Raw genomic sequence first — 21,960 nt, forward strand, 5'->3', positions numbered from 1 at the left:
CGGCCCGCCACGACGCGCGGTGTATCTGGCGAACAGCGCCGACAGAGTCGTCTTGCCACTGCCGCCCTTACCAACGAATGCCACCCTCACGACGACGATCCAATCCGAACATGAAAACGATTCACCTGGCGCCCAGGTTGTCATCGATCAGTCAAGTGAGTAAACCTCACATTTGACTATCATGTCGGTGGTATAGCCCGGCCGGGATCACCACACGGGCGGCGCCCTTCAGCGGTCGCGGCGGGTGACGAGCTGGGCGAGCGCGCCCAGCTCGGAGGTGGGACGCGGCACGGAGCCGGCCGAACGCAGGTGGCGCAGCGCCCGGATCAGCAGCTTGTCGGCCTGCCTCTGGCTCCACGCACGCCCGCCCAGGGCGTCGACGAGCTCGGCGGCGTGGACCAGCTCCGTGTCGGACAGAGGTCGTTCCCGATGGTAGAGCTCGGCCAGCTCACGTCCCGCCGGGGTGGCGGAGGCGAGCGCGGCCACGACCGGCAGGGACTTCTTACGGCTGCGCAGATCCGAGTAGACCGGCTTGCCGGTCACCTCAGGATCCCCCCAGATGCCCAGCAGGTCGTCGACGAGCTGGAAGGCCAGCCCCAGGTCGTCGCCGAAGGCGCGCAGTCGCTTGACCTGCTCCGGAGTGCCGCCGCCGAACAGGGCCCCGAGCGCGCAGGCGCACCCCAGCAGGGCACCGGTCTTACCCGCGGCCATGACCAGGCACTCGGCGAGCTCGACGTCCCGGCGGCCCTCGAAGGCCACGTCCGCGTTCTGGCCCTCCAGCAACTCCTGAATCGCGGTACCGAAGATTCGCGCCGCCTCCGGAGCCGCCGGATGCCCGCCCTCGGCGAGCACCTCGAAGGCCCGCGCCAGCAGCGCGTCACCGGCCAGGATCGCCGGGCTGACCCCGAAGACGGTCCAGGCCGTGGGGCGGTGACGGCGTGTCCGATCACCGTCCATCACGTCGTCGTGCAGGAGGGAGAAGTTGTGCGCCAACTCGACGGCGACCGCCGCGGGCAGCGCCGCCTGAACGGCACCCCCCACGGCCTCGGCCGTCAGCAGGACCAGCGCGGGGCGGAACGCCTTGCCGCCGTCGGCTCCAGCGGGCTCGCCGTACTCGTCCCACCAGCCGAAGTGGTAACCGGCGATGCGCCGCATCGAGGGGGGCAGCGTGTCGACCGCCGGGCGCAGGGCGGACTCCACCGTGTCACGGCTCCAGAGGAGCACCTCGCTCGCCGAGCGTCCCTCGGCCGTCACCTCAACCGCCGTCATGTTCCCTCACACCTTCGCTCGGCGTCCCACAACCGACGCCCCACACAGTAATCCGCACCGGCGTCGATGCCGGTATACCCCGCGACGCCGAGCACGTCCGACCTCGGTCTTATCTGACCGACCGTGCCCGGATTTGGGCACCCCGATGCCACCTGCCCATTTCCTGAGACGCACACGCGTTTCCGGGTCCGCGCACGCACCCTTTCCCGATGGGAATTCCGGCCCGCTGGATACGGCGGATGGAATCCGGGGAGGTTCAAGGGCGCACGACCCGTTCTCAGTGACCGAGTTCGACGTCTTCGAGAATTCCGAGCGCGTCGGGGACGAGCACCGCGACGGAATAATAGGCACTGACCAGGTAGGAGATGATCGCCTTCTCGTTGATGCCCATGAACCGGACCGACAGGCTGGGCTGGTACTCGTCCGGGATGCCCGTCTGGTGCAGGCCGACGACGCCCTGGTCCTCCTCCCCGGTCCTGAGTGCGAGGATCGACGTGGTGCGGGCGCCGGTGATGGGGATCTTGCTGCAGGAGAAGATCGGGACACCGCGCCAGGCCGGCACCATGTTCCCGCCGATGTCGACGCCGAGGGGGTAGAGCCCACGGCGGTTGCACTCCCGGCCGAAGGCGGCGATGGCGTGGGGGTGGGCCAGGAAGAACCGCGTCTTCCTGCGGCGGCTGAGCAGCTCGTCGAGGTCGTCGGGGGTGGGCGGCCCGCTCCGGGTGTGGATCCGCTGCTTGAGGTCGGCGTTGTGGAGCAGGCCGAACTCGGGATTGTTGATCATCTCGTGTTCCTGCCGCTCCCGCAGCGCCTCGATCGTCAGCCGGAGCTGCTGCTCGACCTGGTCCATCGGGTCGTTGTAGAGGTCGGCCACCCGGCTGTGCACGCGCAGCACGGTCTGCGCGACGCTCAGCTCGTACTCGCGGGGGGCAAGCTCGTAGTCGACGAACGTGCCCGGCAGGTCGGCCTCCCCGGCGTGCCCCGCCGCCGTCTCGATGGCGGCCTCGCCGTACTTGTTCTGCGGGCCCCTCGGACCGGCCTGCACCTGCCGCAGGTGCGCCCGCAGCTCTTCGGACCGGTCGGCCACCTCCCTGAACGCCTCACGGGACAGAACCATCGCCGTGCCCGAGGTGACCGCCTTGACCGTGAAGTCCCAGTCGCCCTGGGGGACGGCCAGCGTCTCGTCGCCGAAGTGGTCGCCACCGGCCAGCACCGCCAGGACGACCTCGTCTCCGTAGGGCCCCGTACCGACCTTGTTGACCTTGCCGTGCGCGATGAGCACCACCTCGTCCGCCGGCCGGCCCGACTGCACCAGCACCTCCCCCGCGGTGAACTCCCGCTGGGTGAAGCGCTCGCTCAGCGCCTGCAGGACCTCGGGGTCGTCAAAGTGGCGCAGCGACGGCAGCTCGCGCAGCTCCGCCGAGACCACCCGGACCTCCGTCCCGACGCTGGTGAAGCTCACCCGCCCGTCGCCGACGGTGTAGCTGAGCCGACGGTTCACCCGGTAGGTGCCGCCCGAGACCTGCACCCACGGCAGCATCCGCAGCAGCCACCGCGAGGAGATCTCCTGCATCTGCGGAACCGTCTTGGTCGTCGTCGCGAGATTACGCGCCGCGTCCGTTCCCAGGCTCAACTGTGCCCGGCCGGCATCGAACTCCGTCACAACAAACCGCCCATCTGTGTTCGTCTCGAAAAGGGAGGCCGAAAACCTGGATCGAAAAAGGGGAGATAAACAGATCGGCCGCAACCGAATTCGCCAAATCACCCTCATCTCGAAGGTGAGGGTTCGGGAGGGCAGGCCACCGCTGCGGACCGATCCAATTTTGGAGTTCCCTTAAATATTCTGTCAAGCATTAAACATAATTTTGCCAAGAACAAATATTACTTTTTCGGAAAAAACGGACTGAACGCTAATAGAGGAATCCATCGGCGATCACCGAAATTTGCCGCACTTCGGCTGTTATAGACCGCCTCCCCGCCACCGCCGGCCGGACCGATGGAGCCGGACACCTCGGCGGCGGACGCCTCGGCCACCCACAGCCGTCCTCGCACCTCCCGGGCACCGCCACCTCGCCTCCGAACGGGCGACACGCCGCCGTCACCCAGGGCGACCGCCCCCATACCGCCGCAGCAGAACTGTGATGTACCCTTGCGGCCACGCACCTTCAGGACAAACACCAGGTCAACGGCAAGTTTCCCGATTTATGCCATGATCGGCGGAGCAGTCCCCCAGAAACGGACAGGAATGCTCCTTGCGTTAGCTATATGACGTGTGAAATTTTACATTTCACATAACGATCAGCCGCCCGGCCGAGGCTCTCCGCCGGGCGGCCTCGCTCCCCCTCCCCCCAGGAGTGACATGCAGAGCAGGTTGCGCCGGACGATCTCCCAGGTGGTTCTCGTCAGCTCCGTCCTCGGTCTCGGCGTCGGCACGCAGGTCGTGCTCGCCACCCCGGGTGCGGCGGTCGCACGGAACACTTCGACGATCACAAGTGGGACTGCTCCCGACAGGGATGTCACCGGTCCCCGTAACGAAGAACCGGCCCACGTCCAGCACAAACCCTTGAAGAACGAAGACAGCCCGCCGCTGTCGGCTTTCGTCGAGGAGCAGCGCCACGACTACAACGCGCCGTCGACCACCAAGAAGCCGACGCAGAAGTCGGCTCAGAAGTCCCTGCAGGCCGCCGCCGCGGCCTGTAACGTCGCCGACTTCGCGCAGACCGGCAGCGCCCTGGTCGCGGCGATCAAGAGCGTCACCCCCCAGTGTGTGGACACACTGTTCAGCCTGAGCGGAAGCAACGCCTCCGCCGCGTTCCGCGAGTCGCAGATGGTCACCGTCGCCTCCGCGCTCCGGGACAACTCCCTCAGCTACGCCGGTGACAACAGCACCGGCACGCTCCAGCTCGTGCTGTACCTCCGGGCCGGCTACTACGTCCAGAGCCAGCCCGCCGGAGACGCCGGCACCTACGGCGCGACGCTCAAGGCCGCGATCCGCTCCGCGCTGGACGCCTTCTTCGCCAACAGTCGCTCCGGCGACGTCAACGACGTCAACGGCGAGACCCTCAACGAAGCCGTCATCCTCATCGACAGCGCCCGGGAGAACGCCCGCTACATCTACGTGGTGAAGCGGCTGCTCAACGCCTACAGCAGCTCCTACAACCAGTACAAGTACATGCGCAGCTCGGTGAACAGCGTCTTCACCGTGCTGTTCCGCGGCCACTACGTGCCCGAGTTCGTCACCGCGGTCACGAGCGACCCGAGCCTCCTCGACACGGTCAACAGCTTCGCCAACAACAACTTCAACCTGATCGGCGGGGACTACTACTACCTCCCCTACAACGCCGCCCGCGAGCTGAGCCGTTTCGTCCAGCACGCCGCGCTGCAGGCCAAGGTCCGCCCGATGGTCAAGGCGCTGATCGGCCGCAGCAGCATCACCGGTACGACCGCGCGGATGTGGGTGGCCCTGGCCGACATGGTCGACTACTACGACAACGCGAACTGCTCCTACTACGGCACCTGTAACTACCGGGCCCAGATCAAGGCCGCGGTGCTGCCGATCAACCACACCTGCAGCTCCACCCTGCGGATCCTGGCCCAGGACATGACCGCCGCCCAGCTCAGCGCGAGCTGCACCAGCCTGGCCAACCAGGACGCCTACTTCCACAACATCGTCAAGGACAACGGCCCGGTCGCCAACGACCGCAACACCGCCCTTGAGGTGACCGTCTTCAACTCCAGCGTCGACTACCAGACCTACGCCGGCGCGCTGTACGACATCAGCACCAACAACGGCGGCATGTACCTGGAGGGTGACCCGGCCGTCGTCGGCAACCAGCCCAGGTTCATCGCCTACGAGGACACCCGGGTTCTTCCCACCTTCGCCATCTGGAACCTGAACCACGAGTACACGCACTACCTCGACGGCCGCTTCAACATGTACGGCGACTTCACCGCGGGCGTCTCCACCCCGACCATCTGGTGGATCGAGGGCTTCGCCGAGTACGTCTCCTACTCCTACCGCAACGTCGTCTACGACGCCGCGATCGTGGAGGCGGCCAAGAAGACCTTCACCCTGCGCGAGGTGTTCGACACCACCTACGAGCAGAACGACACCACCCGCACCTACCGGTGGGGCTACCTCGGGGTCCGCTACATGCTGGAGAAGCACCCCGCCGACATCACCAGGCTCCTGGGCTACTACCGCTCCGGTAACTGGAGCGCGGCCCGCACCTTCCTGACCGGCCTGAACTACAACACCGACTGGAACGCCTGGCTGACCGCCTGCGCGGCCGGCGCCTGTGGTGGCGGCACCCCGACCAACCAGGCGCCGACGGCGGCCTTCACCTCCAGCGTGAACGGCGCGACCGTGACGTTCACCGACGGCTCCAGCGACTCCGACGGCACCATCGCCTCCCGCGCCTGGGACTTCGGCGACGGCACCACCTCCACCGCCACCAACCCCGCCAAGACCTACACCGCCTCCGGCACCTACACCGTCAAGCTGATCGTCACCGACGACAAGGGCGCCACCGGCACCGTCTCCAAGTCCGTCACCGTCTCCACCGGCGGCGGCACCCTGCCGACCTGCACCGGCTCCGACGTCCGCATGCTGGGCAAGAACTGCAGCCGCGGCAACGTCTCGGCCACCGCGGGCAACTACGCCTACTTCTACATCTACCTCCCGGCCGGCACCACCCAGCTGACCGTCTCCAGCTCCGGCGGCACCGGCAACGCCGACCTCTACTACAGCCCCAGCACCTGGGCCACCACCTCCAGCTACAGCAAGCGGTCGGTCACGGCCGGCAACGCCGAGACCCTGACCATCACCAGCCCGGTCGCCGGCTACCACTACATCAGCGCCCACGCCGCGACGGCCTTCAGCGGCCTGACCGTCTCCAGCCAGTACTAGTTCCCAGCCGGCACTGATCGTCTCGACAGAAGACCGATCGACACCACGAGCCCTCCCCGCCCGACGGCGGGGAGGGCTCCGTCGTGCGGGGCGGGGAGGCGCGCCCGGCCGGCGCCCGGGGGACCATGACCTCCTCCGCGGTGTGGTCGGAGAAGGCCAGCGCCCGTTCCAGCAGGTCCGCCTGGTTCTCGGCGAGGTGGCCGTGCGCGTCGGACTCGCCGATGATGTGCCCGAGCTCCTCCAGCGTGGCACCGTGGCGCAGTTCCTCGACGGGCTCGATGCCGACCATGCGCACCAGCCGGTTGGCCGCGGAGTCGAACAGCTGTATGAGCGGCCCGGCGGCCGTCATGTAGATCAGCGTGGAGGAGGCCAGCGCTCTGGCCAGAGGCTCGGATCTGGCCAGAGCCAGGTTCTTGGGCACCAGCTCGCCCAGGATCATCTGGAGAACGGTGGCGATCTCCTTTCCTTCCCCGTCGTCCCGAGCCCTCTCCACCTGCTCGTGGAACGGCGTGCGGCGGAGGCGATCACCGCGATTCGCTCTCCCCCACGTGGGTACAGACCGATTCCCGCGGTTCGACCACCGTGGAGGCGGTGACGGCCGAGCCGGGGCAGAGCCGGCGGGACCGCCGTCGCGGAGGGCGCCCCGCCGCACCGGGCGGGCCTGTCACGAGGAGGCCAGGTGACTCACGACGGACGACCGGGCAGACCCGAGCCCGCCGACCCCTCGGAGCCCGCAGGTCCCGCTGAACCAGCAGGCCCGGACATCGACGACACCACCGTCGAGGCGCTGGGCCGGCTCTCCGAGGCCCTGGAGACCACCGAACGGGCCCGGGGCCACCTCTACTCCTTCCACCAGCTCACCGGACACGCCGACCTACAGCTCGACCGGGTCGTGGAACTGCTGCGCGCCGCCGGTCACCACCGGCTGGCCGACACCGTGGCCGAGGAGCTCATCGGCCGTAACGTGCTGACCGACCGGTGGACCTTCCAGGTCGTCGAGGACTACGACGACGGCTACTACCGTTTCTTCACCCGCCTGGAACAGCGGATCAGGGACGAGCTGGCAGGGGGGCGCCGCCATCTCCACGAGGCGCGGATGAAACGGGAGCGCCAGTCCTGAGCGACGGCGCGGAGCGGCCAGGATCGGGCCCTGGGACGGCCCGCCGTACAGTGTCGGAATGGGCATGGTCAGAACGGTTGGACTGGTGCTGCACCCGCGGCGCGATTCGAAGACGGCCATCGACACGATCGTGGAGTGGGCGCGTGATCGGGAGGTCACCGTGCTCGGCCTGCCCGACGAGGTCGGCCGCATCGACTGCAGCGCGGTGGCGGTCGACGCCGGCACCCTGGTGGAACGGGCCGACCTGCTCGTCAGCCTGGGGGGCGACGGGACCATGCTGCGCACCATGCGGCTCATCACCGGACGGCCCACCCCCGTTCTCGGCGTGAACCTCGGCAAGCTGGGGTTCCTGGCCGAGATCGACGCCGACGACCTGCCCCCCACGCTGTCGGCCATCGACGGCAACCACTACACCGTCGAACCCCGCATGGCGGTGCGGGCGCCCCTGCCCGGCGTGGGGACGGTGACCGCGTTCAACGACATCGCCCTGGTGCGCATCCCGGGCGACGGGCTGTCGGCGGTGGCGGTCTCCGTCCAGGGCCACCCCTTCGTCCGCTACGCGGCCGACGCCGTCATCGTCTCGACCCCCACCGGGTCGACGGCCTACAGCTTCTCCGCCGGCGGCCCCATCGTGTCCCCGACGGTGGAGGGCTTCCTCGTCGTGCCCGCGGCCGCCCACTCGGCGTTCAACCGGGCCATGGTGCTCTCGGCGGACGAGGAGGTCACCCTGGAACTGCTCCCGACGAGCGGCCTGCTGGCCGTCGAGGTGGACGGCACGGTCGCCGGCCACCTGTCGCCCGGGGAACAGCTCACCGTCACCGCGCTCCGCGCCGCCGCCTGGGTCGTACGGCTCGGCGGCAGGACCTTCTACGACCGCGCCCGCCGCAAACTCCGCGTCAACGGCAGCGCGGAGGTCGGCTAGCCCCCGCCCCGGTCACCCCGTCACCACCGTCGTCGCCGTTGTGGTCCTCGTCCGGCGCCCCCACCGGCCCGGCCCCCGGCCCCGGGCGCCGATGCCGGCGCGCCGGGCCGCCGTCGGCGGGGACGGAGACGGGGAGCGCGGGAAGCATGGGACGCCCGAGGGGCGCGGGGAGCGCGGTTCAGCCGTGGGAGGCGCCGTTGACCGTCAGGACCTTCTCCTGCGTCTCTATCGCGGGGAAGGTGCCGGTGTCGATGATGCCGTGCTCGTTGTACGCGGCCTCGATCAGGGCGTGCGCCCGGGGCTCCAGCTTCCAGAGCGCGCGGTACTCCCGGGCGGTGATCAGCGAGATGCCGATCTCATGGGCGATGTCGGACGCCCGGGGGACGAACTTCCGCTCGATCTGCTTGTCCCAGTACTCCCGGGCGGCGCGCATCAGAGCCGCGCGCTGCGCGGTGTCCACCACGGGCGGGGTGGGGTCCACCATCTCGACCACGTCCTCATCATCGTCGTCGTCCAGCGCGGCCGGGGGCAGCGCCGGCGAGACGTGCGGCTCCTCGGGCTCGGGGGCCCAGGGCACCGGCGGGCTCAGGTCGATCAGGGCCGAGGTGTTGTAGAGCGCTCCGATCTGGGAGAGCAGCGCCTCCTGGCGGTTGGTGTCCACCGCGAGGCCGGTGTGCTCGACCGCCCGGTCCATCGCCCGGTCCAGCTTGGTGAGGGCCACACGCATCTTCCGGTCGGACGCCCCGGCCTCGCGTAGCGCGCGGGCACGCTTGGCGGCCAGCGCGACGCGGGTCAGCCGCCGGTGGGCGTCCACCTCGCTCGCGGTGCGGTCGCTGACCTCGGCGAGGCCGACACGGACCAGCATGCGCTCGGGGGTGAGGCGCCAGTTGATGCGGTGCCGCCCGGTGATGCGGTGCCGCTCGATCGCCATCCCGCGCTCCCAGAGCCAGGCGGCGACCAGCGGGGCCGCGAGCCGGAAGACGGCTTCGGCGAGGCTGCGGGCGTCCATGCTGGACAGCACCGCGGAAAGGCCGGTGAGCGTCCACACCGCGATGCCGTCGATGCCCGCGGAGTAGTTCTCCCTCATGTTCCGGCGGGCCCGCACCGCGCTGGTGATCACCGCGACCTCGATGAACGCGAAGAGCAGCAGTCTCAGCGGGCCGTCGAAGCCCAGCACGTCGCCGGAGAAACGCCACATGCCCTGGGCGGACACGCCCGTGGCGATGCTGGCGGCGACGACGGTGAGGATGTCCTCAGCGGGGCGCGGGGCGACGTAACGGTGGAAGAACTGGTTCGTGGCACGGTACACGGCGCGGAAGGCGAGGTAGGCCAGGCCCAGGAGGACCAGACCGACCACGCAGATGATGACCGTTACGACCGGCCGGTCCGACGCGAAGGCGGTGATTTGATCGATCAGGGGCATCAGTCACTGTCCGTCATTCTCGATGTCCGACAGGATATGAACGCGATCATTCCAGAATGTCGGAGCCTTGTTGGTGAAACGGTTGCTCACAAGTGTGACTCAATTGAACTCGTGTCCGATCCGGCCTCGGCGTCCGGCCGCCCGTCCGCGAGGGTGTCCAGGATCTCCTGTCCGTATTTCGCCAGCTTGTTCTCGCCGACACCGCTCACCCCGGCCAGCTCGGCCAGGGACGACGGGAACTCGGTCGCGATCTCGCGCAGGGTCGCGTCGTGGAAGACCACGTACGCCGGCACCCCCTGCTCCTTCGCGGTGGCCGCCCGCCAGGCGCGCAGCCGCTCGAACACCCCGGTGGCCTCATCGGACAGCTCGATGACCGCGGCGCGACCGGCCTTGGCGGTTCTGGGGGCCTTGGCCGCGCGTGCCTGCCGTTCGGGCTCGCGCCGGAGCGGAACCCTCCGTCTGCCGCCCAGCACCTCGGCGCTCGCCTCGGTCAGCAGCAGGGTGCCGTAGTCTCCCTCCACCGACAGCAGTCCCTGGGCCAGCAGCTGCCGTACCACGGCGCGCCACTCGGCGTCGCCCAGTTCGGTGCCGATGCCGAACACGGTGAGGGAGTCGTGGCCGTGCTGGACGACCTTGGGTGTCCTCCTGCCCAGCAGGATGTCGACGATCTGGCCCGCGCCGAACTTCTGGCGCCGCTCACGCAGCAGCCTGAACACGGTGGACAGCACCTTCTGGGCGGCGACCGTGCCGTCCCACGACTGCGGCGGCGACAGGCACGTGTCGCAGTTTCCGCAGGCGGTGCCGGACTGGCCGAAGTAGTCGAGCAGCCGCAGGCGGCGGCAGTCGACCGTCTCGCAGAGGGCCAGCATGGCTTCGAGGTGGGTGCCCAGCCTCCGGCGGTGGGTCTCGTCGCCCTCGGAGGTGTCGATCATCTTGCGCTGCTGCACCACGTCCTGGAGACCGTAGGCCAGCCAGGCGGTGGAGGGCAGGCCGTCGCGCCCGGCCCTGCCGGTCTCCTGGTAGTAGCCCTCGACGGACTTGGGCAGGTCGAGGTGGGCGACGAATCGGACGTCGGGTTTGTCGATGCCCATGCCGAACGCGATGGTGGCGACCATCACGACGCCGTCCTCACGCAGGAATCGCCCCTGGTTTCCCGCGCGGGTGCGCGCGTCGAGTCCCGCGTGGTACGGCAGCGCCTGGATCCCGTTCTCCACCAGGAACTCGGCGGTCTTCTCGACGGAGGCCCGCGACAGGCAGTAGACGATGCCCGCGTCCCCCGGGTGCTCGGTGCGGATGAGCCTCAGCAGCTGCCGCTTCGGCTCGTTCTTGGGTTCGATGCGGTACTGGATGTTCGGGCGGTCGAAGTTCGCCACGAAGTGGCGGGCACGCTCCAGGTTCAGCCGGGAGGCGATCTCGGTGTGGGTGGCGGGGGTGGCGGTCGCGGTCAGCGCGATGCGCGGCACATCGGGCCAGCGCTCGTGAAGCGCGGACAGGGCCAGGTAGTCGGGGCGGAAGTCGTGCCCCCACTGGGCCACGCAGTGCGCCTCGTCGATGGCGAACAGCGCGATCGCGCCGCGGTCGAGCAGCCTGAGCGTCGAGTCGACCCGCAGCCGTTCCGGCGCCAGGTAGAGCAGGTCCAGCTCGCCCGCGAGGAAGGCCGACTCGACCCGCCGGCGCTCGTCGAGGTCCTGCGTGGAGTTGAGGAACCCGGCCCGCACGCCGAGTGCCGTCAGGGCGTCGACCTGGTCCTGCATGAGGGCGATCAGCGGTGAGACGACGACGCCGACTCCGGCGCGCACCAGCGCGGGGATCTGGTAGCACAATGACTTGCCGCCGCCGGTGGGCATGAGCACGAGCGCGTCACCACCGCCGACGACATGGTCGATGATCTCCCGTTGCCCCTCCCGGAACGAGGCGTAGCCGAAGACGCGGCGCAGCACGCGCAGCGCTCCGTCCGCGTCGGAGGCCCCGCCGGAGAGGGCGTCCCCGGGAGCCGTGTCCCCCAAAACCGCGCCGCCGGGACCGCCGGGGTCGTCACCGCCGGGACCGTCACCGTCGGGAACGCTGTCGCCGGAACCGTTCTGGGAGGAGGACATCGCGTCATTGTACGAGGATCCCGCCGCCCGCGCCGGTCAGCCGCCAAGAGCGGACACGGCCGTGCGCACCAGGACTTCGGGGTCGGTGTCCGGGTCGTCGCGGACCACCGCCACGTCGAGTCCGGCGGCGGCGAGGCGGCCGAGCGAGGCCGCCGCGTCGGCCACCGTGCCGGACGCGGTGAACAGTTCGAGAAGGGCGTCGTCGACCAGGTCGGTGCGCGGGGCGTCGGCGAGCCATCCCTCGCGGAACGCGGCGCAGAGCTCCGGGTCGAGACCCGCCGTCCGGGTGATCTCGTGGTCGCCGTGCACCCCGAGATAGGTGGCCACCATGGGCCGGAGCCGGCCCCTGGCCGCGCCCGCGTCCCGGTCCACCGAGAGCCCGACGTAGGCGGCCAGCTCCATCCCCGGCCCGACGCGCTCACGGACCGAGGCCACGTAGGGCGCCGAGGAGAGGATGGAGAGCAGCAGGCCGTCGGCGCACTCGGCGGCCAGGGCGAGCGCCCTCGGCCCCTTGACCCCCAGCACGATCGGCGGGGTACGGCGAGGCGGGGGAAAGGCCAGTCCCGCGGACACCCGGAAGTGCTCGCCCCGGTGCTCGACGTGTTCGCCGGTCATCATCGCCCTGATGACCTCGACCGCCTCGGCCAGGCGGCCGATCGGCCGGTCGAACGGGATGCCGAGCCGGTCGGTCATCCATCGGGAGTTGCTGGCGCCGAGGCCGAGAATCGCGCGCCCGCCGCCGATCTCCTCCAGGGAGGCCAGCTCCATGGCGATCAGCGCCGGATGGCGGGTCCAGGGATTGACCACCCCGATGCCGACCCGGATCCGCTCGGTGACCGCGGCGATCGCGCCGGCCAGCGCGAACGCGCCGCGCTCGCAGTAGTCCTCGGTGATCCACACGGTGTCGAACCCGACGTCCTCGGCCAGCCTGGCCACCGCGACGGCCGAGGCGGCGTCGCGGTGGCCCGAGATGGAGAATCCAAGCCTCATCCGCCCAGCTCCCGGTCGAGGGCGGCGAGTGTGGGCTCCACGACGGCCACCGGCGGCAGGGTGGCCGCGGTGGCCCCGACGTCCTTGAGCCCTGTGGAGGTTCCGACGAGGACCACCGTGGCGTCGGCGGGCAGCGCGCCCGCCCCCGCCAACTCCTCGACCGCGACCAGCCCGATGGCTGAGGACGCCTCCAGATACAGGCCGGCCTCCCGGCCGAGCCTGCCCTGCGCGTCGAGGACGCGCGCGTCCTCGGGGACGGGCACGGCCCTGCCGCCGGTCACGCGCAGCGCGGTCAGCCCCTGGAAGGTCCCGTACGGCGAGGCGATGGAGAACGCGACGGAGGGGGCGACGGCCACGGGGCCCGCGGTGTCGGTGCCCGCGGCCAGCGCGGCGCCGTGCGGGCCGAACGGTTCGGCCGCCACCAGGACCGGGGTCCGGTCGGCCAGGCCGAGCGCCACGAGGTCGGCGAAGCCGCGCCAGATCCCGGCCAGCCCGTCGGCGTAGGCCACCGGGACGACCACGTGGTCCGGCACCCGCCCGAGGTCCGCGACGATCTCGTAGGCGATCGTCTTGTAGCCGTCGACGCCGTAGGGGATGGACCCCACCGGGGGGTCGGCGTGCCCCGACATGGCCAGCCAGCCCCGCTCCTCGACGAGTTGCCGCATCAGACGCCAGCGATCCCGCGGGTGCTCCAGGGCGACGACCCGCGCGCCGTACACCTGCATGAGGGTCTTCATGGTGGACGGCACCGACGCCACGGTCAGGATCACGCAGGGCAGGTCCGCGCGGGCGGCGTAGGCGGCGACCGCGGCCCCGTGGTTGCCGGTGCTGGCGACGACCACCGCCTCGACGCCCAGTTCCACGGCCTTGGTCACCGCCACGGCGGCCAGCCTGTCCTTGTAGGACCAGGTGGGGTTGCGGGTCTCGTCCTTGACCAGGACCTCGCGGAGCCCGAGGCGTTCGGCGGTGCGCGGGAGCGCCACCAGCGGTGTGCCGCCCTCGCCCAGGCTCACCGCGGGAGTGGTGTCGCGCAGCGGCAGCAGCGATCGGTGGCGGAACAACCCCGGCTGGGCCGGGTCCGCGGGCGGCCGGCCGGCCGGGGCGAGGTCGTAGGAGGGGAGCACGTTGGCGGGCGCGCCGTCCTTCTCGCAGGCCGGGCAGCCGCGCCCGACCAGTTCCAGCGAGGGGTCGGGGTAGGCCGCCGAGCACCGCAGGCAGGCCAGCCGCCCGAGGTAGCGGGAGGCGGTGGTCATATCGCCACCACCGGCAGCTCGCGGGGCGACCGGGTGAACAGGTCGACGCCGTCGCCGGTCACCACGAGCGTGTCCTCCACCATCATGCCGCCCCATCCGATGTTGTAGTACGGCGTCTCGAAGCAGAACGTCATGCCGGGTTCCAGCTCGACCGCCACCCCCGGGGAGACGATCGGCGGCTCGTACACGGCCAGCCCGATGCCGTGACCGCAGTGGTGGCGCCGGTAGGGGCTGACGCCCTTCCGCTCCACCGTCCGCACCGCGACGTCGAAGACCTCCGAGACGGCCACGCCGGGGCGGGTGACGGCGATCTGCTCGTCCAGGCCCGCGAGGATCGCCGCGTAGTGACCGGCCTGGCGCGTGTCGGGCTCGCCGAGCACGGCGGTGCGCCCGATGTCCGACCAGTAGCCGGCGTACAGGCAGCCCACGTCGAAGCGGGCCAGCTCCCCCCGCCGCCAGCGGCGGTCGGTGGGATGGGCGTCGGACAGGGCCGAACGCGGACCGGTGGTCGCCACCACGAAGCGCGGCTCCCCTCCCCCGGCGACCATCGTGGTGGCGATGGCCTCGGCGAGCGCCTGCTCGGTCACCCCCTCCTCGGCGATCTCCAGGGCGGCCCGCACCCCGGCCTCGGCGAGCCGCGCCGCGTAGCGCAGCAGTTCCACCTCACCGGGGAGCTTCAGGCCGCGCACCCGGATCGCCCAGCCGGTGGCGTCGGCCTCGGCCCCGTCGCCGACGGCGGCGCCGAGCGCCGGATCGCCCGCGAGCCCCTCGACCCCGTGGCGGAGCCCCGCACCGGCCGCCTCGATCGCGGTTCTGAGCGCCGCGTACACGTCAGGGTGGCGGTCGGCGACGCCGGTGAGCGGCGTGGGCCCGGAGGACTCGAAGTAGAACCGGCCGAACGGCACCACCCGGTCCTCGGGCAGGCCGCCGTCCACAGCGGGGGCGGTGTCGGCGGCCGGGCAGACCAGCCAGCAGTCGTCGGCGGTCACCACGGCCGCCATCCTGTGGGCGCGGAACAGGGCTCCCGCGACGCTCCGGTAGCCCGTGGCGTACAGGATGCTCTCGGGCGTGGTCAGGACGACGGCGTCGAACGGGGCCTCGGACAGGGCCTTGCGCAGCCGCCCGGCCCGCTCGGCCGTCAGCCCCGTCAGGTCGACCGCCGGTGCGGGGGGAATGCCGGTCACCGTTGTTCTCCTCCCTGCTTGGTGATGATGGTCTCGCTGAACTCGTGCATGTCGGCGAGCGTCTCCTCCACCGTGTTGGCCGCGAACAGCAGGCCCGCCAGGGTGTCGACCCCGGCCTCCCGGTAGGCGGCCACCTGCTCGGCGACGCTGCCGGGGGTGCCGATGAGGTTGCGGCCGGCCAGGTCGGCCACTCCCTGGTCCTTCAGCGTCGTACCGGAGAGCGAGACCAGGTGGTTGTAGAGCTGGGAGGAGCGGAACCTGCGCCACGCCTCCTCGTGGGTGGGCGCGACACAGACCGCCACCTGCAGGGCGACCTCGAAGCCCTCCGGCAGCTCGCGGCCGGCCGCCGCCGCCTGCGTCCTGATGTCGCCGACGCCCTCGGCCACCTCCGCGGGGGTGAGGCAGGCGGGCAGCCATCCCCCGGCGTAGAGCGCCGCCCGGGTCCGGGACCCCGGCGCGTTGCCGCCGGACAGGATCGGCAGCACGGGCTGAACCGGCTTGGGATAGGACTCCACGTCCTCGAACTCGACCCAGCGGCCCCTGAAGGACGTCCGGCGCTCGGTGAACAGGGCGTTGAGCGCCTGGATGGCCTCGGCCGCGTGCTCACCCCTGTTGATGCGGCGGCCGGGGTTCATCGCCTCGAACTCCTCGCGGTAGGCGCCGATGCCCACGCCGAGCACGGCCCGGCCGCCGGACAGCCGGTCGAGGGTGGCGGCCTGCTTGGCCGCGACGACCGGGTTGCGGAACGGCAGCACCATGATGGCCGTGGCCAGCCGGATCCGGCTGGTGAGGGCGGCGACGTAGCTCAGGTAGGCGAACGGGTCGTAGTAGCGGGGCGGGGTGTCGAACTCCTCGCGGACGTACCCCTGGGTGGTGACGTGGTCGTTGCCCCAGATCGAGTCGAACCCCAGGCTCTCGGCCTGAACGGCGAGCTCGACCGCCTCGTCGATGTCGGCGTAGGGAACGGGGTACATCAGCCCCTCCGTCCCCGTGGGCACTCCGAGACCGAATCTCATCACGCGTCTCCTTCCTGGGTTTCGGCGGCGATGCCGGCCGGGGTGCGGCGCCTGAGCGCGGCCACCGCCCAGCCGAGCACGGAGTAGCAGACAAGTCCGTAGACCAGTCCCTCGATCGCGTCCGTGACCAGGACGTCGGTGTACTTGGACAGCACGGCCGCCAGCACCCAGGCCACCATGGCCTCGGGCCGCACCGACGGCGCCGACTCCAGCAGCCGGCCGCTCATCTGGTGACGTGTCAGGATCCAGAAGTGGGCGATGACCACGCCGGCGAACGGCGGCGCGATGAGGGCGACGATCTGCAGGAAGACCAGGAACTGGGCGGCCAGACCGGCGAAGGCGACCAGCACCGCGATGGTGATCGCGACCAGGGTCCAGACGGCCTTGCCGATGCGCAGATTGAGGGTGTTGGAGGCGTTGGTGAAGGCCAGTGAGGCCGAGTAGAGGTTGTTGTCGGCGGTGTTCCACAGGGCGAGCACCAGCATCACCGCGGCCGGGGCCAGCAGGCCGAGCCCCTGCATGACCAGCACGAAGTTGCTGTTGCCCACGGACATGGCCGACACGGTGGCGATCGTCTCGAAGACGCCGGCGCCCACGACGAACCCGGCGAAGCAGGCGATGATCACGTCGCGGCCGCGGATCGCGAAGCGGGTCACGTCCCCGACGAGCGCGGCGCCGGTGATCCAGGTGGAGATGACGGCGCCGACCGCGGTGGCGAAACCGATGGGCACCGCGGGCTGCTGGGAGATCACCTCGGCGAACCCGCCCTCACCTCCGGCGATCTTGAAGAGCGCGAGGAGCGCGATCGCGATCTCGATCGGGACGGCGATCGCGGAGAACCTGGCCATCCCCTTGAACCCGAAGATCGCCGTCGTGGTGATGGCGGCGCCGAAGGCCAGGATGAACGCCCACGGCGGGATCGCCGGGATCAGCTTGTGCACCGCCCCGCTCCAGGTGTCCATCAGCACCCCGATGAACCCCATCGCCACCACGCCGAGCAGGAGCGAGACCACCACCGCGCCCTGGCGGCCGAAGACGACTCTGGCGGCGAGGTAGCTGGACAGGCCGGTCCGGTAGCCGACCGTCCCGATCAGCGCGGCCACGGCGACCAGGACCAGGTTTCCGACGAGGATCGCGGCCATGCCCTCGCCGAACGTGGTGCCGCCGCCCACGACGCCGCCCACCAGGAAACTGCTGACGCTGATGTTCCAGCCGATCTGAACAATGATCATCTGGGTGAGGGACTTGCGCCGGTTCAGAGGGACGGGTTCCAGCGCGTGGTCGTCGAGATCCGCGGCGAGGGATTCCGCGCCCGACTCCACTTTTGTACTCATAGCGTCCTCCTTGGACCGGACTGCGCCCTGTGATAGTCCATAGTCCATGAGGGCATCGACCCCAACTACGTGGCATTGCCAGAAGATGAGAAGATCGCTTTTGTGGACATGACACAAAAGGCCCGAGCCCTGCTCACCCAGGTCGAGGAGATCGCGGCCGGCCTGGTGACCACCGTCTGGGAGCGCCTGCCCGGATACGACCAGGCCAGGATGGAGGTCGACGACCTCTCGGGCGTGGTGGCCCCCAACCTCATCGCCATGCTCTCCGCGATCGCCGACCGGCGGCGGCTCACCGACGCCGAGCTGCTGCCCGCGGCGGCGCTCGGCCAGCGGCGGGCCATCCAGGGCGTGCCGATCGAGAGCCTGGTCGCCTCGTGGCACGTCGCCGAGCGGGCGCTGCTGGAACGGCTGATCACGACGGGGCCCGCACTGCGGGGACAAGACCTCGGCGAGCTCGTGCAACGGCTGGCCGTGGTGACCGACACCATGATCGACGCCTCGACCGACGCCTACCGCCAGACCCGTAGCGAGGCCGCCGCCCACCTCGACCAGATCGCCACCGACCTGGTCTCCCGGCTGGCCGGCGGGGAGCCGCTCGACCCCGTCGACGTCGAGGAACGGGCCAGGCTCGTCGGCGTGCCGGCTCAGGTCCCGCACCGCGCCGCCGCCATCGGCATGACCGGCGAGACCGATCCGCTGGTGCTGGCGAAGGCCCAGAAGACGGTCCTCGACTCGTTGCGTCCCAGGCTGCGCAGCAGGATCCTCGCCGGGAGCAAGGGCTCCACCATGCTGCTCGTGCTCGCCGACATCCCGGGGGTGGACGAGGCGCTGGCCCGCGCCGCCCGCCGGCCCGGCCTGCCCGGCGGGCTGGTCGTGGGCCTGGGCGAGCCTCGGCCGAGGTTCGGGGAGGCGGGCGGCTCGTGCCGCGAGGCGCTGGGCGCGCTGGAGGCCGGGCTGCGGATGGGGGCCGACCGCGCGGTCGTGCACTTCAAGCGCGTCATTCCCGAGGTGCTCCTCATCGACAACCCCCTCGACGCCCGCCGCCTGATCGACACGGTGCTGACGCCGCTGCGGTCCAGCCCCGCGCTGATCGAGACGTTGCGGGCCTACCTGTCCTGCGGGCTCTCGGTACGGCTGACCGCACAGCACCTGTCGATCCATGAGAACACCGTGAGCTACCGGCTGCGCCGCATCCTCCAGCTCCTGGAGCTGGAGAATACCTCCCAGCTGCTCCGCCCCGACGTCCTCCTCGCGCTGAGGGCCGACGAGCTCGGCCGAGGCTGATCCCGGCGGGCCTTCCGGCAGCCCCCTGCGGCCCCTCCTCTTGTGCCGGAGGGCACCGGGGGACGGCCACCGCGCGCCGATACGGCGGCAGTTCATTGATCGATTTTCAGCGAGCGGGAACCGCAGAGGTTAAAGTGCCGATGGCATCCGGCGAAGAGAGGGGAACGGGGTCATGGAAGCCGCCGATCCGGTGTCCGCGTCGGGTCTCGCCCGGGCTTTGCAGATCATCTACGCCGTCGCCGACGCGAACCCGTCGGGCATCGGGGTCTCCGCGCTCTCCCGGCACCTCGGCATGCCCAAGGCCGTGGCGCACCGGATCCTCAAGACGCTGAGCAACGACGGTTTCCTCCAGTTCGACGAGGGGACCAAACGCTACTCGCTGGGCGCCGGCGCGCTCAGTGTCGGGCTCAACGCCTTCGTCAACCTCGACCTGCGGGCGGCGGTCCACCCGTTCCTGCGGGACCTGGTCGAGGCGACCGGGGAGACCGCGACGCTGTCCATGCGGCAGGGCTGGGCCCGGCTCTATCTCGACCAGGTGGAGAGCCCGCGCGAGGTGAGGATGACCGTCAGCGTCGGCCGGCCGTACCCGCTGCACGCGGGATCGTCGTCCAAGGCCATCCTGGCCGCCCTGCCCGACCGGGACGTGGACGCGTTCCTGCGGCTGCGCCCGCTGGAGTCGCTGACCGCCCGCACCCCGGTCGATCCGGACGCCCTGCTGGTGGAGATCTCGCGGATCCGCCGGCTCGGCTACGCCGAGAGCGCCGGTGAGCGGCAACCCGCCGCCGGCGGCGTCGCCTCGGCCGTGCTGCGCCAGGACGGGACGGTGTTCGGCTCGGTGTCGGTCTGCGGGCCGATCACCCGGTTCGACGAGGCCACCCGGGCGGCCTACGGCCCGCTGGTCGCCCAGGCGGCCGAACGCGTCTCAACCGCGATGATCCGGCAGTCCGCCCCCACCCTGACCGCGACCTGATCGGCCACCCGCCCCATGCCTCTCCCCGCCCCCGTCCGGCCGACGTCGGCCGGACGGGCGGACTTTGGCGGCTGTGAGGGCTGTGACGGCTGTGACGGCTGTGACGGCACCACTCAAGCACGGCACCGGGTTCCACGGAACCGGACTCATCCGCGGGGCCGGACCCCGGCCACACCGGCAGCGATATATCCGGCCTGTCCTGCGGAAAAGGTGGGGCTCCAACTTTCCCGATAGGGAGGTACTCCCATAAATCCCACGGAACGTCCTCTCCCTCGTCCGCATCGCCCTACCTCGGAGACGACTTCGTGTACCTACCCCTCCGCGCGCTCACCGCGTTCACGGTTCTGGCCTCAGCCGTGCTCCTCGCCTTGCCGATCAATGCCACGCCGGCGGCCGCGACGGTCCTCACCTCCACCCTGCGGGACACCACGTTCCGGGGAGAAGGTGACGATGTCCTCCGCGTCAAGGCGACGAAGACCAGGGGCATCGTGGTGGCCACCTACGACGGGGAGTCGAACTTCATCGTCTACGGCCTGGACAGGCAGGGGAAGGAAAAGCAGGTCCTCTTCAACGCCATCGGCACCTACTCCGGCACGGCGCTCTACAACTCCACCCCGGGTGACACCCTGGCCGGGCTGAAAATCACCGCGGACGGCCCATGGACGCTGCGGTTCCGCCCGCTGTCCTCCGCGCCGCTCTGGAAGGGCGCCACAGCGCGCGGAAAGGGAGACGCCGTTCTGCGCCTCAACCCGCCCTCACGGGGTTTCCGTACGGTTCGGGCCCGCCACACCGGCGAGTCGAACTTCATCGTGTACGGCTTCGCCGGGGCCGGGTTCCCCGATGTGCTGTTCAACGAGATCGGCGGCTACAACGGTAAGACCTCGCTGCCCAGCGGCACCCGCCTGATCGTCGTCCAGGCCGACGGCAAGTGGTCCATGAACCGCCGGTAGCCGCCGGTGGGCGGATCACAGCGTGATCTACGAGGTGGGATCAAGGGACGTCCACCGCGGGCCGCGGAGCCGGACGAACAGTTGATGACGGCGCCCCTACCGGCAGAAGGCTCCGGGGACACCGATCGCCACGATCCTTCCTTACGGGGACGGCAGTGGTCGCACGGCCAGATGTCCGCGCGACCGAGTCTGGTGCCGGCCCGCGAGGGACTCCAGTCGCCGATCTTCATGAGCGCGGAGGAGTACCCGGGGCGCGACGTCCCGCCTATCACGGAGAATGATCGGAGGCCGCCGGTCGGGCGCGGGTCCGATCTCCAGGTGGAGGTTCAGCCGATCGGTGAGCCCCTCATCGGGGACACGGCGAAGCCGTCGTTCTGGAAGGATGACCGGCTCATGAGCCCCGCTCGGTCCTGGAAAGGACCGAGCGGGGCGTTCCTCAGCCTCTGGCCGCCTCCTGTAGCCGCGCCCACGCGGCATACCGGTCGTCCACGCCTTCCCACCACGGGTTGTTGTTCAGGACCTCCAGGGCGAGAAGCCTCTGCTCCCGCACCTCGGCCAGCAGCTGCCGCTGCTCATCGGTCATGGCCCCTTCCAGTACCTCCTGCGACGACGGCAACGCGTCCACCACCTCGCGCACGCGGGCATCCGCCTCCCAGTAGGCGCGCTGGGCGACGAGCAGATCGTCAGGAAAGATGTGGTCAGCCATGGCCCCCCCGGGTGATGCAGTTCCGGACGATCCTAGGAGGGATTTCGGCCTAGCCGAAAGCGCCTCGCCCTGCGGGGAGGACGAGGCGTCGCACCGTCAGGCAGGGGCCGCCTGAGCAGACCACGTTTCACAGGTCCCCGGCGGTCACGTTCACAGGCCCTCCGCACCCGGGCCGCCCTGCCGCCGATCACGCTGCGTGGTCTCACGGAAGGTCGTGAGCGATTCGTCGGGACCTCCGGAGAAGACGGCCGATCGTTCTCTCCCCGAATCTGGGAATCACCGAAAACCAATGTGAGGCAGAGGAAAGTAGAAGTTTCCCTATAATCTACGCAAACGGTAAATCATGTTCATCGATTCTTCAGGGGAGGAACCCTCGTGGCGGGGGCGTCCCCACCCTGAATCGCAGCCGTCCACACCCCTTTGACCTGCGACTCCAGCGAGCAGGCCCTCTCTGTGTCCACTTCAAGGAGAAGACAATAAATAAACATCTTCTTCGCCCCGGACAATTCACTTCATATCCTGGCCTTATCGACC

17 protein-coding genes are annotated in these 21,960 nt (G+C 70.2%); 6 read left to right on the plus strand and 11 right to left on the minus strand.

From position 1 onward, the window contains the following. Positions 1-228: 228 nt before the first annotated feature. Both ABZ194_RS27700 and ABZ194_RS27705 read right to left on the minus strand, forming a co-directional pair. Positions 229-1,269, minus strand: coding sequence for a family 2 encapsulin nanocompartment cargo protein polyprenyl transferase (locus ABZ194_RS27700; protein ID WP_355599957.1), 1,041 nt, complete (start codon positions 1,267-1,269; stop codon positions 229-231). 277 nt (positions 1,270-1,546) lie between these two features. Further along, the gene (locus ABZ194_RS27705; protein WP_355599958.1) at positions 1,547-2,932 is read right to left on the minus strand and encodes a family 2B encapsulin nanocompartment shell protein; all 1,386 of its coding nucleotides are present in this window, start codon (positions 2,930-2,932) and stop codon (positions 1,547-1,549) included. A gap of 696 nt (positions 2,933-3,628) precedes the next feature. Between ABZ194_RS27705 and ABZ194_RS27710 the strand changes: the two genes are divergently transcribed. Then, positions 3,629-6,178 carry a collagenase gene (locus tag ABZ194_RS27710; RefSeq protein ID WP_355599959.1) on the plus strand — a complete coding sequence of 850 codons (2,550 nt, stop codon included), beginning with the start codon at positions 3,629-3,631 and terminating at the stop codon, positions 6,176-6,178. Here the strand turns inward: ABZ194_RS27710 and ABZ194_RS27715 are convergent. Continuing rightward, complete coding sequence (locus ABZ194_RS27715; protein ID WP_355599960.1) at positions 6,147-6,671, minus strand: CNNM domain-containing protein; 525 nt, start codon at positions 6,669-6,671, stop codon at positions 6,147-6,149. The genes ABZ194_RS27710 and ABZ194_RS27715 overlap by 32 nt on opposite strands. 186 nt (positions 6,672-6,857) lie before the next feature. On the opposite strand from ABZ194_RS27715, the gene ABZ194_RS27720 reads away from it, so the two are divergent. Together ABZ194_RS27720 and ABZ194_RS27725 are read left to right on the plus strand one after the other, a co-directional pair. After that, positions 6,858-7,298 carry a hypothetical protein gene (locus ABZ194_RS27720; protein WP_355599961.1) on the plus strand — a complete coding sequence of 147 codons (441 nt, stop codon included), beginning with the start codon at positions 6,858-6,860 and terminating at the stop codon, positions 7,296-7,298. A gap of 58 nt (positions 7,299-7,356) precedes the next feature. Continuing rightward, complete coding sequence (locus tag ABZ194_RS27725; RefSeq protein WP_355599962.1) at positions 7,357-8,220, plus strand: NAD(+)/NADH kinase; 864 nt, start codon at positions 7,357-7,359, stop codon at positions 8,218-8,220. A gap of 178 nt (positions 8,221-8,398) precedes the next feature. Here the strand turns inward: ABZ194_RS27725 and ABZ194_RS27730 are convergent, their stop codons facing one another. The 7 genes from ABZ194_RS27730 to ABZ194_RS27760 all read right to left on the minus strand — a co-directional run bounded on the left by ABZ194_RS27730 (position 8,399) and on the right by ABZ194_RS27760 (position 17,516). Then, entirely contained in the window at positions 8,399-9,643 is a 1,245-nt protein-coding gene (locus ABZ194_RS27730) for a hypothetical protein (RefSeq protein WP_355599963.1), read from the minus strand. An 86-nt stretch (positions 9,644-9,729) separates the two neighbouring features. Beyond that, positions 9,730-11,739, minus strand: coding sequence for a DNA helicase RecQ (gene recQ / locus ABZ194_RS27735; protein ID WP_355599964.1), 2,010 nt, complete (start codon positions 11,737-11,739; stop codon positions 9,730-9,732). Positions 11,740-11,775: 36 nt separating this feature from the next. Next, positions 11,776-12,729 (minus strand): LLM class flavin-dependent oxidoreductase, encoded by a 954-nt coding sequence (locus ABZ194_RS27740; RefSeq protein WP_355599965.1) that lies wholly within the window; start codon positions 12,727-12,729, stop codon positions 11,776-11,778. Beyond that, positions 12,726-13,982 (minus strand): pyridoxal-phosphate dependent enzyme, encoded by a 1,257-nt coding sequence (locus ABZ194_RS27745; protein WP_355599966.1) that lies wholly within the window; start codon positions 13,980-13,982, stop codon positions 12,726-12,728. The genes ABZ194_RS27740 and ABZ194_RS27745 overlap by 4 nt, the downstream gene beginning before the upstream one ends. Further along, positions 13,979-15,166, minus strand: coding sequence for a Xaa-Pro peptidase family protein (locus ABZ194_RS27750; RefSeq protein ID WP_355599967.1), 1,188 nt, complete (start codon positions 15,164-15,166; stop codon positions 13,979-13,981). The genes ABZ194_RS27745 and ABZ194_RS27750 overlap by 4 nt, the downstream gene beginning before the upstream one ends. Next, positions 15,163-16,182, minus strand: coding sequence for a TIGR03619 family F420-dependent LLM class oxidoreductase (locus ABZ194_RS27755; RefSeq protein WP_355599968.1), 1,020 nt, complete (start codon positions 16,180-16,182; stop codon positions 15,163-15,165). The genes ABZ194_RS27750 and ABZ194_RS27755 overlap by 4 nt, the downstream gene beginning before the upstream one ends. Then, the gene (locus ABZ194_RS27760) at positions 16,182-17,516 is read right to left on the minus strand and encodes a cytosine permease (protein ID WP_355599969.1); all 1,335 of its coding nucleotides are present in this window, start codon (positions 17,514-17,516) and stop codon (positions 16,182-16,184) included. The genes ABZ194_RS27755 and ABZ194_RS27760 overlap by 1 nt, the downstream gene beginning before the upstream one ends. Before the next feature lie 108 nt (positions 17,517-17,624). On the opposite strand from ABZ194_RS27760, the gene ABZ194_RS27765 reads away from it, so the two are divergent. From ABZ194_RS27765 to ABZ194_RS27775, 3 genes are all read left to right on the plus strand, one after another. Continuing rightward, entirely contained in the window at positions 17,625-18,800 is a 1,176-nt protein-coding gene (locus tag ABZ194_RS27765) for a helix-turn-helix domain-containing protein (RefSeq protein WP_355599984.1), read from the plus strand. Between the two features lie 172 nt (positions 18,801-18,972). After that, positions 18,973-19,770, plus strand: a complete 798-nt coding sequence (locus ABZ194_RS27770; protein ID WP_355599970.1) for an IclR family transcriptional regulator — start codon at positions 18,973-18,975, stop codon at positions 19,768-19,770. A gap of 305 nt (positions 19,771-20,075) precedes the next feature. Then, complete coding sequence (locus ABZ194_RS27775) at positions 20,076-20,720, plus strand: hypothetical protein (RefSeq protein WP_355599971.1); 645 nt, start codon at positions 20,076-20,078, stop codon at positions 20,718-20,720. 436 nt (positions 20,721-21,156) lie between these two features. Here ABZ194_RS27775 and ABZ194_RS27780 read toward each other — a convergent pair whose 3' ends face one another. Then, complete coding sequence (locus tag ABZ194_RS27780; protein ID WP_355599972.1) at positions 21,157-21,426, minus strand: hypothetical protein; 270 nt, start codon at positions 21,424-21,426, stop codon at positions 21,157-21,159. Positions 21,427-21,960 lie beyond the last annotated feature (534 nt).

The organism is Streptosporangium sp. NPDC006007, assembly GCF_040614315.1.
Lineage (GTDB): Bacteria > Actinomycetota > Actinomycetes > Streptosporangiales > Streptosporangiaceae > Streptosporangium.